Origin of the sequence: Leisingera sp. ANG-DT (assembly GCF_000813785.1) — a bacterium.
Taxonomy (GTDB): domain Bacteria; phylum Pseudomonadota; class Alphaproteobacteria; order Rhodobacterales; family Rhodobacteraceae; genus Leisingera.
This window is the reverse complement of record NZ_JWLE01000001.1, coordinates 490,456-504,754: the sequence shown is the minus strand read 5'-3', so window position 1 is coordinate 504,754 and position 14,299 is coordinate 490,456. Positions and strand designations below refer to the sequence as shown.

15 protein-coding genes are annotated in these 14,299 nt (G+C 61.1%); 6 read left to right on the top strand and 9 right to left on the bottom strand.

Annotated features, from left to right (window positions below; genetic code table 11):
* The 4 genes from sufB to RA21_RS02425 are packed head-to-tail and all read right to left on the bottom strand — an operon-like array spanning position 1 to position 3,170.
* Entirely contained in the window at positions 1-1,524 is a 1,524-nt protein-coding gene (sufB, locus tag RA21_RS02435) for a Fe-S cluster assembly protein SufB (protein ID WP_039145900.1), read from the bottom strand.
* A 14-nt stretch (positions 1,525-1,538) separates the two neighbouring features.
* Complete coding sequence (locus RA21_RS02430) at positions 1,539-2,582, bottom strand: cysteine desulfurase family protein (protein ID WP_039145898.1); 1,044 nt, start codon at positions 2,580-2,582, stop codon at positions 1,539-1,541.
* Complete coding sequence (locus RA21_RS22945) at positions 2,579-2,719, bottom strand: hypothetical protein (protein ID WP_206540031.1); 141 nt, start codon at positions 2,717-2,719, stop codon at positions 2,579-2,581. The genes RA21_RS02430 and RA21_RS22945 overlap by 4 nt, the downstream gene beginning before the upstream one ends.
* Positions 2,712-3,170, bottom strand: coding sequence for an Rrf2 family transcriptional regulator (locus RA21_RS02425; RefSeq protein ID WP_019296280.1), 459 nt, complete (start codon positions 3,168-3,170; stop codon positions 2,712-2,714). The genes RA21_RS22945 and RA21_RS02425 overlap by 8 nt, the downstream gene beginning before the upstream one ends.
* A 186-nt stretch (positions 3,171-3,356) precedes the next feature.
* Here RA21_RS02425 and RA21_RS02420 point away from each other — a divergent pair, with 186 nt between their 5' ends.
* The 3 genes from RA21_RS02420 to RA21_RS02410 are packed head-to-tail and all read left to right on the top strand — an operon-like array spanning position 3,357 to position 5,421.
* Positions 3,357-4,010 carry an alpha/beta hydrolase gene (locus tag RA21_RS02420; protein ID WP_039145897.1) on the top strand — a complete coding sequence of 218 codons (654 nt, stop codon included), beginning with the start codon at positions 3,357-3,359 and terminating at the stop codon, positions 4,008-4,010.
* Positions 4,010-4,255: a hypothetical protein gene (locus tag RA21_RS02415; protein WP_019296278.1), complete on the top strand. Its 246-nt coding sequence runs from the start codon at positions 4,010-4,012 to the stop codon at positions 4,253-4,255. Before RA21_RS02420 ends, RA21_RS02415 begins: the two co-directional genes overlap by 1 nt.
* Positions 4,252-5,421 (top strand): HD domain-containing protein, encoded by a 1,170-nt coding sequence (locus tag RA21_RS02410; RefSeq protein WP_039145895.1) that lies wholly within the window; start codon positions 4,252-4,254, stop codon positions 5,419-5,421. The genes RA21_RS02415 and RA21_RS02410 overlap by 4 nt, the downstream gene beginning before the upstream one ends.
* Positions 5,422-5,453: 32 nt before the next feature.
* On the opposite strand, the gene RA21_RS02405 is transcribed toward RA21_RS02410, so the two are convergent.
* The gene (locus RA21_RS02405; protein WP_039145894.1) at positions 5,454-6,236 is read right to left on the bottom strand and encodes a class II glutamine amidotransferase; all 783 of its coding nucleotides are present in this window, start codon (positions 6,234-6,236) and stop codon (positions 5,454-5,456) included.
* A 251-nt stretch (positions 6,237-6,487) separates the two neighbouring features.
* On the opposite strand from RA21_RS02405, the gene RA21_RS02400 reads away from it, so the two are divergent.
* Both RA21_RS02400 and typA read left to right on the top strand, forming a co-directional pair.
* A complete protein-coding gene (locus RA21_RS02400) occupies positions 6,488-6,823 on the top strand; it encodes a DMT family transporter (protein ID WP_019296275.1) in 336 nt (111 codons plus the stop codon).
* 93 nt (positions 6,824-6,916) lie between these two features.
* The gene (typA, locus tag RA21_RS02395; protein ID WP_019296274.1) at positions 6,917-8,737 is read left to right on the top strand and encodes a translational GTPase TypA; all 1,821 of its coding nucleotides are present in this window, start codon (positions 6,917-6,919) and stop codon (positions 8,735-8,737) included.
* 42 nt (positions 8,738-8,779) lie between these two features.
* On the opposite strand, the gene RA21_RS02390 is transcribed toward typA, so the two are convergent.
* The 4 genes from RA21_RS02390 to recA form a co-directional block, all read right to left on the bottom strand.
* Complete coding sequence (locus tag RA21_RS02390; RefSeq protein WP_039145891.1) at positions 8,780-9,262, bottom strand: MOSC domain-containing protein; 483 nt, start codon at positions 9,260-9,262, stop codon at positions 8,780-8,782.
* Positions 9,262-9,549 (bottom strand): DUF1330 domain-containing protein, encoded by a 288-nt coding sequence (locus tag RA21_RS02385; protein ID WP_019296272.1) that lies wholly within the window; start codon positions 9,547-9,549, stop codon positions 9,262-9,264. The genes RA21_RS02390 and RA21_RS02385 overlap by 1 nt, the downstream gene beginning before the upstream one ends.
* Before the next feature lie 78 nt (positions 9,550-9,627).
* Positions 9,628-12,279 (bottom strand): alanine--tRNA ligase, encoded by a 2,652-nt coding sequence (alaS, locus tag RA21_RS02380; protein ID WP_039145889.1) that lies wholly within the window; start codon positions 12,277-12,279, stop codon positions 9,628-9,630.
* Positions 12,280-12,435: 156 nt separating this feature from the next.
* A complete protein-coding gene (recA, locus tag RA21_RS02375) occupies positions 12,436-13,503 on the bottom strand; it encodes a recombinase RecA (RefSeq protein ID WP_039145887.1) in 1,068 nt (355 codons plus the stop codon).
* Between the two features lie 192 nt (positions 13,504-13,695).
* Between recA and RA21_RS02370 the strand changes: the two genes are divergently transcribed.
* Entirely contained in the window at positions 13,696-14,295 is a 600-nt protein-coding gene (locus tag RA21_RS02370) for a hypothetical protein (RefSeq protein ID WP_039145885.1), read from the top strand.
* The last annotated feature ends 4 nt before the right edge of the window (positions 14,296-14,299 follow it).

Sequence of the window (14,299 nt, the reverse complement as noted above, 5' to 3'; positions counted from 1 at the left end):
TTACCCCACAGACCCTTCCAGCGAGATCGCAACCAGCTGCTGCGCCTCCATGGCGAACTCCATCGGCAGTGCCTGCAGCACGTCCTTGCAGAAGCCGTTGACCACCAGGGCCACCGCCTCTTCCTCGTCCATGCCGCGCTGGCGGCAGTAGAACAGCTGGTCGTCGTCCACTTTGGAAGTGGTCGCCTCATGCTCCACGCGGGAGGAGTTGTTCTTGACCTCGATGTAGGGAACCGTGTGCGCCCCGCATTTGTCGCCGATCAGCAAGCTGTCGCACTGGGTGTAGTTGCGCGAATTCTTGGCCTTGGGGTGCATCGACACCAGACCGCGGTAGGTGTTCTGCGCCTTGCCGGCAGAGATGCCCTTGGACACGATGCGCGACTTGGTGTTTTTGCCCAGGTGAACCATCTTGGTGCCGGTGTCAGCCTGCTGCATGTTGTTGGCGATGGCGATCGAGTAGAACTCGCCCTGGCTTTCGTTGCCGCGCAGGATGCAGGAGGGGTATTTCCAGGTCACCGCAGAGCCGGTTTCCACCTGGGTCCACATCACCTTGGCGCGGTCGCCGCGGCAGTCGGCGCGCTTGGTCACGAAGTTGTAGATGCCGCCCTTGCCGTTCTCGTCGCCCGGATACCAGTTCTGGACGGTGGAGTATTTCACCTCGGCGTCTTCCTCGATGATGATTTCCACGACCGCGGCATGCAGTTGCGCGGTGTCGCGCTGGGGTGCGGTGCAGCCTTCGAGGTAGGAGACATAAGAGCCCTTGTCAGCAATGATCAGGGTGCGCTCGAACTGGCCCGTATTTTCCGCGTTGATGCGGAAATAGGTCGACAGTTCCATCGGGCAGCGCACGCCCGGCGGCACGTAGACAAAGGAACCGTCAGAGAACACGGCAGAGTTCAGCGTCGCATAGAAGTTGTCGGAGACCGGAACAACGGAGCCGAGGTATTTCTTCACCAGCTCGGGATGCTCGCGGATCGCCTCGGAGATCGAGCAGAAGATAACGCCCGCCTCTTTCAGCTCCTTCTGGAAGGTGGTGCCGACGGAAACGGAGTCGAACACCGCGTCCACGGCAACCTTGCGGCCTTCTTCCGGGGTCTCGCCTGCGCCTTCGACGCCAGCCAGGATCATCTGTTCTTTCAGCGGGATACCGAGCTTTTCGTAGGTCGCCAGCAGCTTCGGATCGACCTCATCCAGCGATTTGGGCTTGGTTTCCATCGACTTGGGGCGGGCATAGTAATACTGGTCCTGGAAGTCGATTTCCGGGTAGCTGACCATCGCCCAGTTCGGCTCGTCCATCTGCTCCCAGCGTTCGAAAGCCTGCAGGCGCCATTCGGTCATCCACTCAGGCTCTTCGTTCTTTTCCGAGATCAGCTTGACGATATCGGGGTTCACGCCCTTGGGCGCGTATTCCATCTCGATATCGGTTTCCCAGCCGTATTTATAAGCACCGCCGACCTCGCGCACGGCATCCACGGTCTCCTGGTCAACACCTTCCTTGACTTGGGTCTGGTCCAAAGCGGCCATTGTCATCTCCTCACTCACGCCGCGCGGGCGCGATGTTTCTTTTCTTTCTGAAGCCACGCCTCGGCAAAGCGCAGCACGTCTTCTTCCGTTGTCTCCGGCCCCAGCGACACCCGTACGGCGCCTTGGGCTGTGGCCTCGTCATATCCCATTGCGGTCAGCACCGCGCTGGCGCGCACCTTGCCGCTGGAGCAGGCGCTGCCGGCGCTGATGGCAAAACCTGCAAGGTCCATCTGCATGACCTGGGTTTCGCCCTTCCAGCCCGGCGTTGCGAAACACAGGGTGTTCGGCAGCCGCTTCTGATCCTTCCCGACAAAAATAGTATGGCTTACGCCAGACACAAGCGCCTTTTCTAGAATATTTCTAAGTTCTGCAACCCTGTCCCAGACACCATTTGCCAAATCTTTTGCAGCTGCTTCAGCTGCGGCGCCGAAGCCCGCGATTCCAATGATATTTTCGGTGCCGGAGCGGCGCCCCATTTCCTGGCCGCCGCCCTTGATCTGGGCCGGCAGATCTGTGCCGCGTTTCATCACCACGGCGCCGATGCCCTTGGGGCCACCCAGCTTATGCGCTGAAATCAGCGCCATTTGCGCGCCCAGCCAGTTGAACGCCACCGGCAGTTTGCCAAAGGCCTGGGTGGCATCGGTGACGGCCAATCCCTCTGGCAGTGTCTGCACAATGCCGGTTTCGGAGTTGGCCAGCTGAAGTGTGGATTGCGCCGGATCGCTGATCTGAACCGCACCGTCACCAGTGACCTGCAAGTCCTCGACGGACCAGGCGCGCACGGCATCATGCTCCACCGGCGCGCCATGCAACCCGCGGCCGGCCAGCGCCAGCGCCGCGCCTTCGGTTGAGCCGGAGGTGAACACGATATCGGCCCCGTCCGCACCAAAGGCCGCAGCCACCTGCGCCCGCGCATTCTCAACCAATGCCTTGGCTGCCCGCCCCTCAGCATGCACCGAGGACGGGTTGCCGCAGACCTCCATCGCCGCAATCATCGCCGCCTTCGCCTCAGGCCGCAGCAGGGCGGTGGCATTATGGTCGAGGTAAACACGTTTCATAGAGTCATCTTTTCGCGGGCAGCTGCCGCGTCATAAGCTGCCTTGCCCCAATTGGCAAAGCTTCCGCGCAGATTTTCCGCGGAATACACACTATCCGGGCTGATTGCTTCGGATACGGCGCACTCCACGTCAGTCATCCACCACCGCAAACAGGCTGGGCACAGCCGGGCAAGGAGCCAGATCGTTCTTGATCACATCCGACAGACGGGTCTGGTGCAGGAACACATAGACGTGCGCGCTCAAGCCCTCCCACAGGCGGTTGGTCAGCGATTGCGCGCGGCTGCCCGACAAAGCGCCGGATGCCCCTGCCCCCTTGTGCATGGCGTCTACGGTTTCATCCACAGCCGACAGCACATCCACCACCCGCACCTCGGATGGTGGCATCGCCAGCCGGTAACCGCCGCCCGGGCCGCGCACCGACTCGACCAGCCCGGCGCGGCGCAGCTTGACAAACAACTGCTCCAGATATGGCAGCGAGATATCCTGACGCTTGGAAATGTCGCCCAGCGGCACCAGATCACCCTGCGGCTGCAGCGCGATATCCGCCAGCGCAACCATCGCATAGCGCCCTTTGGTGGAAAGCTTCATAATTTACCCCTCGAAACCAGGGCGCGAGTGCGAAAACATTGACCTTCCCTCCGACTGTGCGTATCTCAGCCTGACGGTGTATGGCGAGGCCAGCGCCCGTGATTAGAACTGTTCTAAGATGCCTGACCGAACCCGTCAAGTATTCTGCCGGCAGACCCGACAACGAGAGTAGGATTTTAACCGCCCATGCCCGAGGTCATCTTTCCTGGACCCGAAGGCCGCCTCGAAGGCCGCTACCACCCGCAAAAAGAAAAAGACGCCCCGATCGCCATCGTGCTGCACCCGCATCCGCAGTTTGGCGGCACCATGAACAATAAGGTGGTCTATAACCTCCACTATGCGTTCTACAACATGGGCTTCACGGTTCTGCGGTTCAATTTCCGCGGCGTCGGCCGCAGCCAGGGCGAATACGACCAGGGCGTCGGTGAGCTGTCCGATGCCGCCTCGGCGCTGGATTACCTGCAGTCGATGAACTCCAACTCCAAGCATTGCTGGGTTGCGGGATTCTCCTTCGGCGCCTGGATCGGCATGCAGCTCTTGATGCGCCGCCCGGAGATCACCGGCTTCATCTCCGTTGCGCCACCAGCCAACATGTATGACTTCTCCTTCCTGGCACCCTGCCCGTCCTCCGGCCTGATCATCAACGGCACTTCCGACCGTGTGGCCCCGCCCGCGGACACTGCCAGCCTAGTCGGCAAGCTGCATGAGCAGAAGGGCATCACCATCACCCACACCGAGGTGGAGGGTGCGGATCACTTCTTCCAGGAGCCGCATATGGACACGATGATCGGCACTGTTTCCGATTACGTGAAACGCCGCCTGACGGAGAACACCCGCTGATGAGCGGCACCATCGAAACGCTGGCCCAGAAACTGGCGGTCGATACCCTCAAGGTGCAGGACGCCAGTGGTGAAGAGCGGTTTTACGTGGAGGTGGGCCAAGTTCTTGGCGCCGCCTCCCAATCGCTCGAAGAAGCGTTTCTAACCGAAATCCGGGTACGCCTGGCAGAACGCAAAGCGCGCGACTTTCTCAACAAGAAAGTCGCCGAGCTGCAGGCACAGGTCAGTGCCAAAGGTGAGGCGTGAGTGCCCGCCTGGAGGCTCAGTTTGCCTTTCTGCTGGAAGCTGACAAGCTTCGCCGGATTGAGCGCCAGAACCTGATCATCGATTGCAGCCGCTGCGAAAACTCCGCCGAGCACAGCTGGCACTTGGCGCTTTATGCTCTGGTCCTTTCTCCCTTTGCAGCGCCTGAAGTGGATGTATTCCGCGCCATCCGCATGCTGCTTCTGCACGATCTGGTTGAGATCGACGCAGGCGACCACCCGATTACCGATGAAGTCGACTGGGAAGCCGTTGCAATGGCAGAACAGGCTGCTGCGCAGCGGCTGTTTGGACTGTTGCCAGCCGACCAAGGCACTGAATTCTTGTCCCTGTGGCACGAGTTCGAAGCCGCCGAGAGCCCCGACGCACAATTTGCCAAGCGGGTGGATCACTGCCAGCCGATCTTTCAGACGCTCTATGGCGCCGCACCGCTGGACTGGCATGTAGATGTGGTCCGGCAGAACCTGTTTGGCGGCCGGGCGGCAGCTCTGGAGCAACAACTGCCAGAGGCATTCCACCACGCGCTGTCGCTGCTGGGGGAAGACACAGGGCACGATTGCAGCCGCCTGACCGCCCGCCTGCCCTTCCTGAATGAGGCGGACAAGCTGAAACTGGTGACCCGTGCCTCCAAGCTCGGCGACGGGTCGAGGCATGAAAACTCGGCGGAGCACAGCTGGCACATCATGCTTTACGCTTGGGTGCTGTCAGAGCACAGCACCGGAACCGTCGACGTCGACCGGGTGCTGCAGATGCTGCTGCTGCATGATCTGGTAGAGATCGACGCAGGCGATGCGCCGATCCACGGGGTGATAGACCCCGCAGCCCTTGCCGCTTTGGCAGCCAAGGAAGAAGCCGCCGCAGACCGCCTGTTCGGAATGCTGCCCGCGGAGCAAGGCAAGCCCATTCGGGCAGTCTGGGAAGAGTTCGAGGCCGCGAATAGCCCCGATGCCGTATTTGCGAAATCAATCGACCGAGTGCAGCCGGTGCTGTTGAACCTGCTGAACGGCGGCGGAAGCTGGGTCGATTATGACGTCAGCCTGCCGCAACTCGATGCCCGGGTCGGCGGCAAGGTCAGCCGTGGCGCGCCGGATGTCTGGACCTATGTGCGGGCGCAGATCGAGCCCTGGTTCCGCGAAGCAGGCCGCTTGTAGACAATTGCGCAGCCCCGCCGCGGGGCTGCACTTCACTCCAGAAACGGTTGAAACGGCTGTGTTTCCGCGCCCTCGGGCGTCATCGTCAGAAACTCGCCCGGCTGCAGTTCGTTCCAGGCCTCTCCGGTGTCTTCAAGCGGCTCCGACACCACCGCCCAGCCCTGCATGCTCTGGCTCCATCGGTAGTAGACCGATGGCGCGATACTGTCGGAGGAATAGCGCGCGGCATACAATGTCTGCCCATCCGACATCGCCACCGATAGCCGCATGTGCGGTGTGGTGCCCCGCGCCCGCGACAAACCTTCCATCCGGGCCACCGCGCGTTCCAGCGACCCTTTGGGGTCCTCGTCCAGCCCCTCACGCAGGGCCAGCAGAAACAGAACCTCACTATCGGTCGCGCCTCTGCGATGCTCATACAGCTCGTCCGGGATGCACATATCGGCATGGCGGCGGAACTTCTCGAAACCTCCGACCTGGCCATTATGCATAAAGCTCCACTTGCCTGCGGTAAACGGATGGCAATTGTTGCGGCTGGTCGCAGACCCGGTGGAGGCCCGCACATGCGCCAAGAATAGCCGGGATTGCACCTGATGAACCAGCGCCCGCAAGTTGCAATCCGACCAGGCCGGGTAAACATCACGGTACAGCCCAGGCTCAGCCCGCTGGCCATACCAGGCAATCCCGAACCCGTCGCCATTGGTGGCAGTCTTGCACTCCACCGCCTTTTGGCTTTGCGCAATCAGCGAATGCGCAGGCGTCGAAATAATGTCCTCCAGAAAGACGTCGGCACCTGTGTAGGCAGCCCAGCGGCACATATGGCAATCCCCATTCCGTTTCCGGGAATCAGATCAGTGTTTCAATCCGATCCCAATTATTGGAACAAGCTCCTAAGAATTTCCCAATTCACAGTCCAGTGTGCCTGCGCACAATGACGTGTTCATTCTGCGCTCCTTGCGGAATCCGCCCTGCCGCTGCCGCATCGGGACTTTCCTGGCACGCATAGATCGGATAGGCGGGAGATCAGGCCTGCGGGTTTACTTGAGGCAAGCGTTTGAGGGAGGCTGAGATGCCGGTTCACTACGTCTACCTGATCATTGCGGTGGCAGCAGAAACCATCGGTACAACGGCCCTGCAGGCCAGCCAGCAGTTCAGCAAGCTTGGCCCCTCGCTGATCGTGCTGGTCGCCTACGCTTTCTCTTTCTACATGATGGGGCTCACGCTCAAATTCATGCCGGTTGGCATTGTCTATGCGATCTGGTCCGGTCTCGGCATTCTGCTGATCGCGGTCATCGCTTTCATCGTTTTCGGGCAAAAGCTGGATCTGCCTGCCGTGATCGGCATGGGTCTGATCATGTCCGGCATCATTATCATTCACCTGTTTTCCAAGACTTCAGGCCATTGATCCGCATTTGCGGGGCTTCCGGGCGGTTTTCCTCTGGCCTTTGTGCGGGGTTCGGGCTATGCGCGGCCCAACTTCCTTACAAAGGCGAACGTCATGGACTTGCGCAACATTGCGATCATTGCTCACGTTGACCACGGCAAAACCACGCTTGTGGACGAGCTGCTGAAACAATCCGGCGCCTTCCGCGAAAACCAGGCTGTGGCGGAACGCGCCATGGACAGCAACGATCTGGAGCGCGAACGCGGCATCACCATTTTTGCCAAGCCGACTTCGGTCGAGTGGAACGGCACCCGCATCAACATCGTCGACACCCCCGGCCACGCCGACTTTGGCGGCGAGGTGGAGCGGATCCTGTCGATGGTCGACGGCGTGGTGCTGCTGGTGGACGCCGCCGAAGGCCCGATGCCGCAGACCAAGTTCGTGACCTCCAAGGCGCTGGCCCTGGGTCTGCGTCCGATCGTGGTGCTGAACAAGGTCGACAAACCGGACGCCGAGCCTGACCGCGCGCTGGACGAATGCTTTGACCTCTTTGCCTCGCTGGACGCCACCGAGGATCAGCTGGACTTCCCGCATATGTATGCGTCCGGCCGTTCCGGCTGGGCCGATGCAGAACTGGATGGCCCGCGCAAGGACCTGCACGCGCTGTTCAACCTGATCGTGAACCACGTGCCGGAACCCAAGCAGATCAAGCGCCAGGACGAAGATTTCCGGATGCTGGCCACCACCCTGGGCAGCGACCCGTTTGTGGGCCGCCTGCTGACCGGCCGCGTCGAATCCGGCAAGCTGAAGGTCGGCGCCACCGTGCAGGCGATTTCCCGCATCGGCCAGAAGATCGAACAGTTCCGCGTGACCCGCATCCAAGCCTTCCGCGGCCTAGCCCAGCAGGACATCGAAGAGGCCCAGGCAGGCGACATTGTTTCCATCGCCGGTATGTCCAAGGCCACCGTGGCCGACACCATCTGCGCCCTCGCCGTGGATGAGGCGCTGGACGCCCAGCCGATCGACCCGCCGACCATCACCGTGACCTTCGGCATCAACGACAGCCCTCTCGCTGGCCGCGACGGTAAGAAAGTGCAGTCCCGCGTGATCCGCGACCGGCTGATGAAAGAGGCCGAAAGCAACGTTGCCATCAAGATCCAGGACACCCCCGGCGGCGAGGCGTTCGAAGTCTCCGGCCGCGGCGAACTGCAGATGGGCGTCCTGATTGAAAACATGCGCCGCGAAGGGTTCGAACTGTCGATCTCCCGTCCGCAGGTGATCATGAAGGAAGTCGACGGCGTCCGCATGGAGCCGATCGAAGAAGCCACCATTGACGTGGATGACGAATACTCCGGCGCAGTGATCGAGAAGCTGACCGGCGCCCGCAAGGGTGAGCTGGTCGAGATGAAGCCCGCAGGTGCAGGCAAGACCCGGATCATCGCCCACGTCCCCTCGCGCGGCCTGATCGGCTATCACGGCGAGTTCCTGACCGACACCCGCGGCACCGGCGTGCTGAACCGCGTTTTCCACGGCTGGGCTCCGCACAAGGGCGCGATCCCGGGCCGCCGCGCCGGCGTGCTGATCTCGATGGAGAACGGCCAGTCCGTGGCTTACGCGCTGTGGAACCTGGAAGAGCGCGGCAAGATGATGATCGGCGCCCAGGCCGACATCTACACCGGCATGATCATCGGTGAGCATTCGCGCGACAACGACCTGGAAGTGAACCCGCTGAAAGGCAAGAAGCTGACCAACGTGCGGGCGTCCGGCACCGACGACGCCGTGCGCCTGACCACTCCGATGACGCTGTCGCTGGAAGAGGCCATCGCCTATATCAACGATGATGAACTTGTTGAGGTGACGCCGAACAACGTGCGCCTGCGCAAGCGTTACCTGGACCCGCATGAGCGCAAGCGGATGTCCAAGGCAAACGCCTAATGAACAGAAGACGGCGGCAGAGACATCTGCCGCCGTTGTTTTTCATTCTGAGACGGTTAAAAGCGTAACCCTGTCTCCCAAGGCCACCCTGCCCGGTTCCAGCACTTCGGCATACCAGCCGCCATGGCCGCGCATCGCATTGTAACCGCCGTGGCCCAGCACTTCCTCCATCCGCGAACACGGTGGACAGGGACCGGTGACACGCAGCACCGCACTGCCGACCCGCAGCGAAGCTTTGCGCAGGGCTGCAAGGTTGATACCTGAAATCACGAGATTTCGGCGAAGCTGGGCAGGCGTCACCGTCTCCAACCCAGCAAGGGCCGCGATGACCGGTAGATGTTCAGCCTGAATCAGCGTCACGGCGCGTTTCCCAGCCTTGGCGTGATCGCCGGTAAAACCAGCTGAACCCAGTTCGGAACTATCAGGTGTCAGAACCTCTTCCCGGCGCCCGGGACGCACACCAATCCACGCCACCCGGCCCGGGGCCGCGTGGCGTTTCAGCATTTCCGCAAATGCGGTGACCATTACTCGGAGGTTTCCACCACCATCAGCTCGCGCTCAGACGCGCCGCGCGCATGGTTCAGGGCTTCCTGGTATTCGGGGCTGTGATAGCAATCCACCGCCGCTTCGACACTGGGGAATTTCGCAACCACGTTGCGCGGGCGCTCCTTGCCCTCCAGCTGCACGAACCGGCCGCCTCGGGCAATGAATTCCCCACCGTGCGCGGCGATGGCCGGGCCTGCAAGCTCAGCGTATTTGCCATAGGCATCGGCGTCGGTGACGGTCACATGTGCGATCCAGAGTGCGGGCATCAGAGCCTCCCTTAGTGATGATCTTTCCGGCAGCTTAGGCAGTTTGCCGGAAAGACCAAGCATTTTTTGACCAAATGGTCAGCCTGCCAGCAAAGCCTCTGCTGCCTTGATGGCTTCCTCGGCGCCGGAGAAGTCCTTGCCGCCGCCCTGGGCCATATCAGGACGGCCGCCGCCACCCTTGCCGCCCACAGCAGGAACCGCGGCCTTCAGCACGTCAACGGCAGAAATATCGCCGGTCAGATCATCGGTGACGCCAGCGGCCACGGCCACCTTGCCGTCGTCCTCCGCGATCAGCAGGATCACACCGGAGCCGATGTTCTGCTTGTGCGCATCAATCAGCCCGCGGAGATCTTTGCCGGAAACCCCCTGCAGCGCCTGGGCCAGGAACTTCTTGCCATTGACGTCCTTGGCCTCAGCGCCGCCACCGGAGCCGCCGCCCATGGCAATCTGCTGCTTGAGGTTGGAAATCTCGTTCTGCAGCGCTTTGCGCTCTTCCATCATTGCCTTGAGGCGGTCCAGAACCTCCGCAGGCTGCGCCTTCAGCGCACCAGCGACCTCAGCCATGCGGCCTGCCTCGCGCTCCAGATGCTCAACCGCCGCGGCACCGGTCAGCGCCTCGATCCGGCGCACCCCAGCAGAGGACGCGCTGTCGCCCAGGATAACAAATGTGCCGATGTCGCCGGTCTGCTTCACATGGGTGCCGCCGCACAGTTCGATCGAATAGGTATCGCCATCGTGGCCTTTGCCGGTCGGTGCACGGCCCATGGAGACAACGCGGACCTCTTCGCCGTACTTCTCGCCGAACAGCGCCTGGGCGCCAAGCTCGCGTGCATCATCCGGGGTCATGATCCGGGTGGACACGGGCGTGTTCTGACGAATGAAATCATTCACTTCCGAGCCGACCTTGGCAAGTTCATCCGCGCTCATCGCCTTGTTGTGGCTGAAATCGAACCGCAGGCGGTCCTCAGCATTCAAAGAGCCCTTCTGCGCCACATGTTCACCCAGCGCGTTGCGCAGCGCCTCGTGCAGCAGGTGAGTGGCCGAATGGTTGGCGCGGATCTTGCTGCGGCGCGCGTGATCCACTCCCATCGCCGCGCCCTTGCCAACGGCAATTTCGCCCTCGGTCACTTCGGCGATGTGCAGGAACAGGCCCTCCACCTTCTTGGTGTCGGTGATACGTGCCGCGCCGCCTTCAACGGTCAGCACGCCGGTGTCACCGACCTGGCCGCCGCTTTCGCCGTAAAACGGCGTCTGGTTCAGGATCACCTGCACCGTGTCGCCCTTGGCCGCGGACTGCACCTGCGCGCCGTCCTTGACGATGGCTACGATCTGGCCTTCAGCCTTCTCGGTCTCATAGCCTAAGAAATCAGTGGTGCCGGCTGCGTCCACGATGTCGAAGTAAACCTTCACATCCGCGGCTTCGCCCAAACCAATACCGCCAGCGCGGGACTTTTCTTTCTGCTCTTTCATCGCAGCGTCGAACCCATCGGTGTCGACCTCGATTTCCTTGGCGCGCAGGGCGTCCTGCGTCAGGTCGAGCGGGAAGCCGTAGGTGTCATAGAGCTTGAATGCAGTTTCGCCTGGCAGCACGTCGCCCTTGCCCAGATCGGCAGAGGCTTCGTCCAGCAGTTTCAGACCCCGGTCCAGGGTTTTGAGGAAACGGGTTTCCTCCTGCTCAAAGGTCTCCTCGATCAATGCCTGGCCCTGGCCGAGCTCCGGATAGGCCGCGCCCATCTTCTGAACCAGCGACGGCACCAGCTTGTGCATCACCGGATCGGTGGCACCCAAAAGCGACGCATGACGCATCGCCCGCCGCATGATCCGGCGCAGAACATAGCCGCGGCCTTCGTTCGACGGCAGCACGCCTTCGGCAATCAGGAAGGAGCAGGAGCGCAGGTGATCGGCGATCACCCGGTGATGCACGTTCTGATCGCCAAACGGATCGGTGTTGGTGACGTTCGCCGAGGCTTCGATCAGCGACTTGAACAGATCGGTCTCATAGTTGTCGTGGGTGCCCTGCAGCAGCGCCGCGATCCGCTCCAGCCCCATGCCGGTGTCGATGGACTGCATCTCCAGATCCACCATCGAGCCGTCCGCGAACTTCTCGTTCTGCATGAAGACGAGGTTCCAGATCTCGATGAAGCGGTCGCCATCTTCCTCCGGCGAGCCCGGAGGGCCGCCCCAGATGTGGTCGCCATGGTCATAGAAGATCTCGGTGCAGGGGCCGCAGGGGCCGGTATCGCCCATCTGCCAGAAATTGTCCGAGGTGGCGATACGGATGATCCGGTCCTCCGGCACGCCGATCTTTTTCCAGATGTCAAAGGCTTCGTCATCGGTGTGATAGACGGTGGTGTAAAGCCGGTCCTTCGGAACCTCGAGTTCCTTGGTGATCAGCTCCCAGGCAAAAGGGATCGCCTCATGCTTGAAGTAGTCGCCAAAGGAGAAATTACCGAGCATTTCGAAAAACGTGTGGTGGCGCGCGGTGTAACCGACGTTGTCGAGGTCGTTGTGCTTGCCGCCGGCCCGCACGCATTTCTGCGAAGTGGTGGCGCGCTTGTAGTCGCGTGTTTCCACTCCGGTGAAACAGTTCTTGAACTGAACCATGCCCGAGTTGGTGAACATCAGGGTCGGGTCATTGCGCGGCACCAGCGGGCTGGAATCGACCACCTCATGCCCCTGTTTGGCAAAGTAGTTCAGAAAGGTTGAGCGGATATCGTTGAGCGTCGGCATATGCGGGATCTCTTGCGGGCTTTTCTAAGCGTTCCGGGCAGGTTTAACCCCGCACCAGGGCGCTGTCCACAGCGGGAAGCGGCGTCACCCCGCGAAAAAGGGCGCAGCTCGCGCCACGCCCTAAATGTTTCGGGATTTGATCAGATTTTCCGGCGTTTAGGCCTCAAGGATATCGTCCGCGTCGTCTGTCGCCGGGCGCTCGAATTCCAGCCCGTGGGAGGCGCGGATCTTGTCCTCAATGTCAAAGGCAACAGACGGGTTTTCCTTCAGAAAGGTCTTGGCGTTTTCCCGCCCCTGCCCGATCCGTTCATCCCCGTAGGAGAACCAGGCGCCGGACTTGTTGACGACACCGGCCGCCACGCCCAGATCCAGCAGCTCGCCCATCTTGGAGATGCCTTCGCCATACATGATGTCAAACTCAACCTGCTTGAACGGAGGTGCCACCTTGTTTTTCACCACCTTGACGCGGGTTGCGTTGCCGACCACCTCATCCCGGTCCTTGATCGCACCGATGCGGCGGATGTCCAGACGGACGGAGGAGTAGAATTTCAGCGCGTTGCCGCCGGTGGTGGTTTCGGGGGAGCCGAACATCACGCCGATCTTCATGCGGATCTGGTTGATGAAGATCACCATGCATTTGGAGCGGCTGATGGAGCCGGTCAGCTTGCGCATCGCCTGGCTCATCAGGCGGGCCTGCACGCCGACGTTGCTGTCGCCCATGTCGCCCTCAAGCTCCGACTTCGGGGTCAGTGCTGCCACCGAGTCGACGATCACCATATTTACCGCGCCAGAGCGCACCAGGGTATCAGTGATTTCCAGCGCCTGTTCGCCGGTGTCGGGCTGCGAAATCAGCAGCTCATCCAGATCAACGCCCAGCTTGGCCGCATACTGCGGGTCCAGCGCGTGTTCCGCGTCGACAAAGGCGCAAACGCCGCCTTTCTTCTGCTGTTCTGCAATGCAGTGCAGGGTCAGCGTTGTCTTGCCGGAGCTTTCCGGGCCGTAGATTTCAATGATCCGCCCCATCGGCAGGCCGCCGATCCCCAGCGCGATGTCGAGCCCCAGAGAGCCGGTCGAGCTTGCCTCGATCTCCTGCATGGCATTGCCATCGCCGAGCTTCATGATCGAACCCTTGCCGAACTGCCGCTCAATCTGGGCAAGCGCGCTGTCGAGCGCCTTTTGCTTGTCACCGCTTACTTTATTTTTCATGGTCAAAAGATCCGCCATAGTCCCTTGTCCTTTTCTATGTGTCACACACCGGGGCGCGCGGCAATCACTGCTTTGTTCACCTCTTGTTCCTTATGAGATCAAAAAGAGAACATTGCAACAAGTTTCTGGTGTACCCACTTCGGGACCGGGATGTTAAAGATTGGTTTATGGTTAATCGGCAGCAAGATTATTTACCGGGCAGTTAACGGAATGATGATATTTTTCAAGGAACGGCTGGCACTTCTGTCTGTTCCCAAAACCGGAACCACCGCGTTTCAGGCGGCCTTGCGCGACCGCGCCGATCTGGTGATTTCCGATCCTCCTGAGCTGAAACACGCGCCGCTCTACCGCTACAACCGCTGGATCCGGCCGATGTTCGAGAAGGTCTGCGGTGCTGAACTGGAGGTTGCGGCCGTCGTGCGCGAACCTGTCAGCTGGCTGGGCAGTTGGTACCGCTACCGGCAGCGGCCCGCGCTGGACGGCAAACCCAACTCAACTAAGGGGGTCAGCTTCGACGATTTCCTGCACGCCTATTGCAAGGGCAAGCCGCCTGCGTTTGCCAATGTCGGCAGCCAGGCAAAATTCCTGGAAGCGCAGCCAAACGGCTGCAAAGTCAGCCATCTGTTCCGTTACGAGGATCAGGACGCGCTGAAAGGGTTTCTTGAATCCCGTCTGGACACCGAAATCCGCCTGGACCGCAAAAACGTCAGCCCTCAGGCGCCTCTGGATCTCAGCCCTGAAGCTGAGGCGCACCTGCGGCGCAAGCGCGCGGCTGAGTTCGAATTATACAGCAGCATTCCGGTCCGCTGAAAGA

Bases quoted from the DNA above. Each gene is read 5' to 3' on its own strand.
- sufB (WP_039145900.1), bottom strand. From the start codon at position 1,524: ATGGCCGCTTTGGACCAGACCCAAGTCAAGGAAGGTGTTGACCAGGAG.
- RA21_RS02430 (WP_039145898.1), bottom strand. From the start codon at position 2,582: ATGAAACGTGTTTACCTCGACCATAATGCCACCGCCCTGCTGCGGCCT.
- RA21_RS22945 (WP_206540031.1), bottom strand. From the start codon at position 2,719: ATGACTGACGTGGAGTGCGCCGTATCCGAAGCAATCAGCCCGGATAGT.
- RA21_RS02425 (WP_019296280.1), bottom strand. From the start codon at position 3,170: ATGAAGCTTTCCACCAAAGGGCGCTATGCGATGGTTGCGCTGGCGGAT.
- RA21_RS02420 (WP_039145897.1), top strand. From the start codon at position 3,357: ATGCCCGAGGTCATCTTTCCTGGACCCGAAGGCCGCCTCGAAGGCCGC.
- RA21_RS02415 (WP_019296278.1), top strand. From the start codon at position 4,010: ATGAGCGGCACCATCGAAACGCTGGCCCAGAAACTGGCGGTCGATACC.
- RA21_RS02405 (WP_039145894.1), bottom strand. From the start codon at position 6,236: ATGTGCCGCTGGGCTGCCTACACAGGTGCCGACGTCTTTCTGGAGGAC.
- RA21_RS02400 (WP_019296275.1), top strand. From the start codon at position 6,488: ATGCCGGTTCACTACGTCTACCTGATCATTGCGGTGGCAGCAGAAACC.
- typA (WP_019296274.1), top strand. From the start codon at position 6,917: ATGGACTTGCGCAACATTGCGATCATTGCTCACGTTGACCACGGCAAA.
- RA21_RS02390 (WP_039145891.1), bottom strand. From the start codon at position 9,262: ATGGTCACCGCATTTGCGGAAATGCTGAAACGCCACGCGGCCCCGGGC.
- RA21_RS02385 (WP_019296272.1), bottom strand. From the start codon at position 9,549: ATGCCCGCACTCTGGATCGCACATGTGACCGTCACCGACGCCGATGCC.
- alaS (WP_039145889.1), bottom strand. From the start codon at position 12,279: ATGCCGACGCTCAACGATATCCGCTCAACCTTTCTGAACTACTTTGCC.
- recA (WP_039145887.1), bottom strand. From the start codon at position 13,503: ATGGCGGATCTTTTGACCATGAAAAATAAAGTAAGCGGTGACAAGCAA.
- RA21_RS02370 (WP_039145885.1), top strand. From the start codon at position 13,696: ATGATGATATTTTTCAAGGAACGGCTGGCACTTCTGTCTGTTCCCAAA.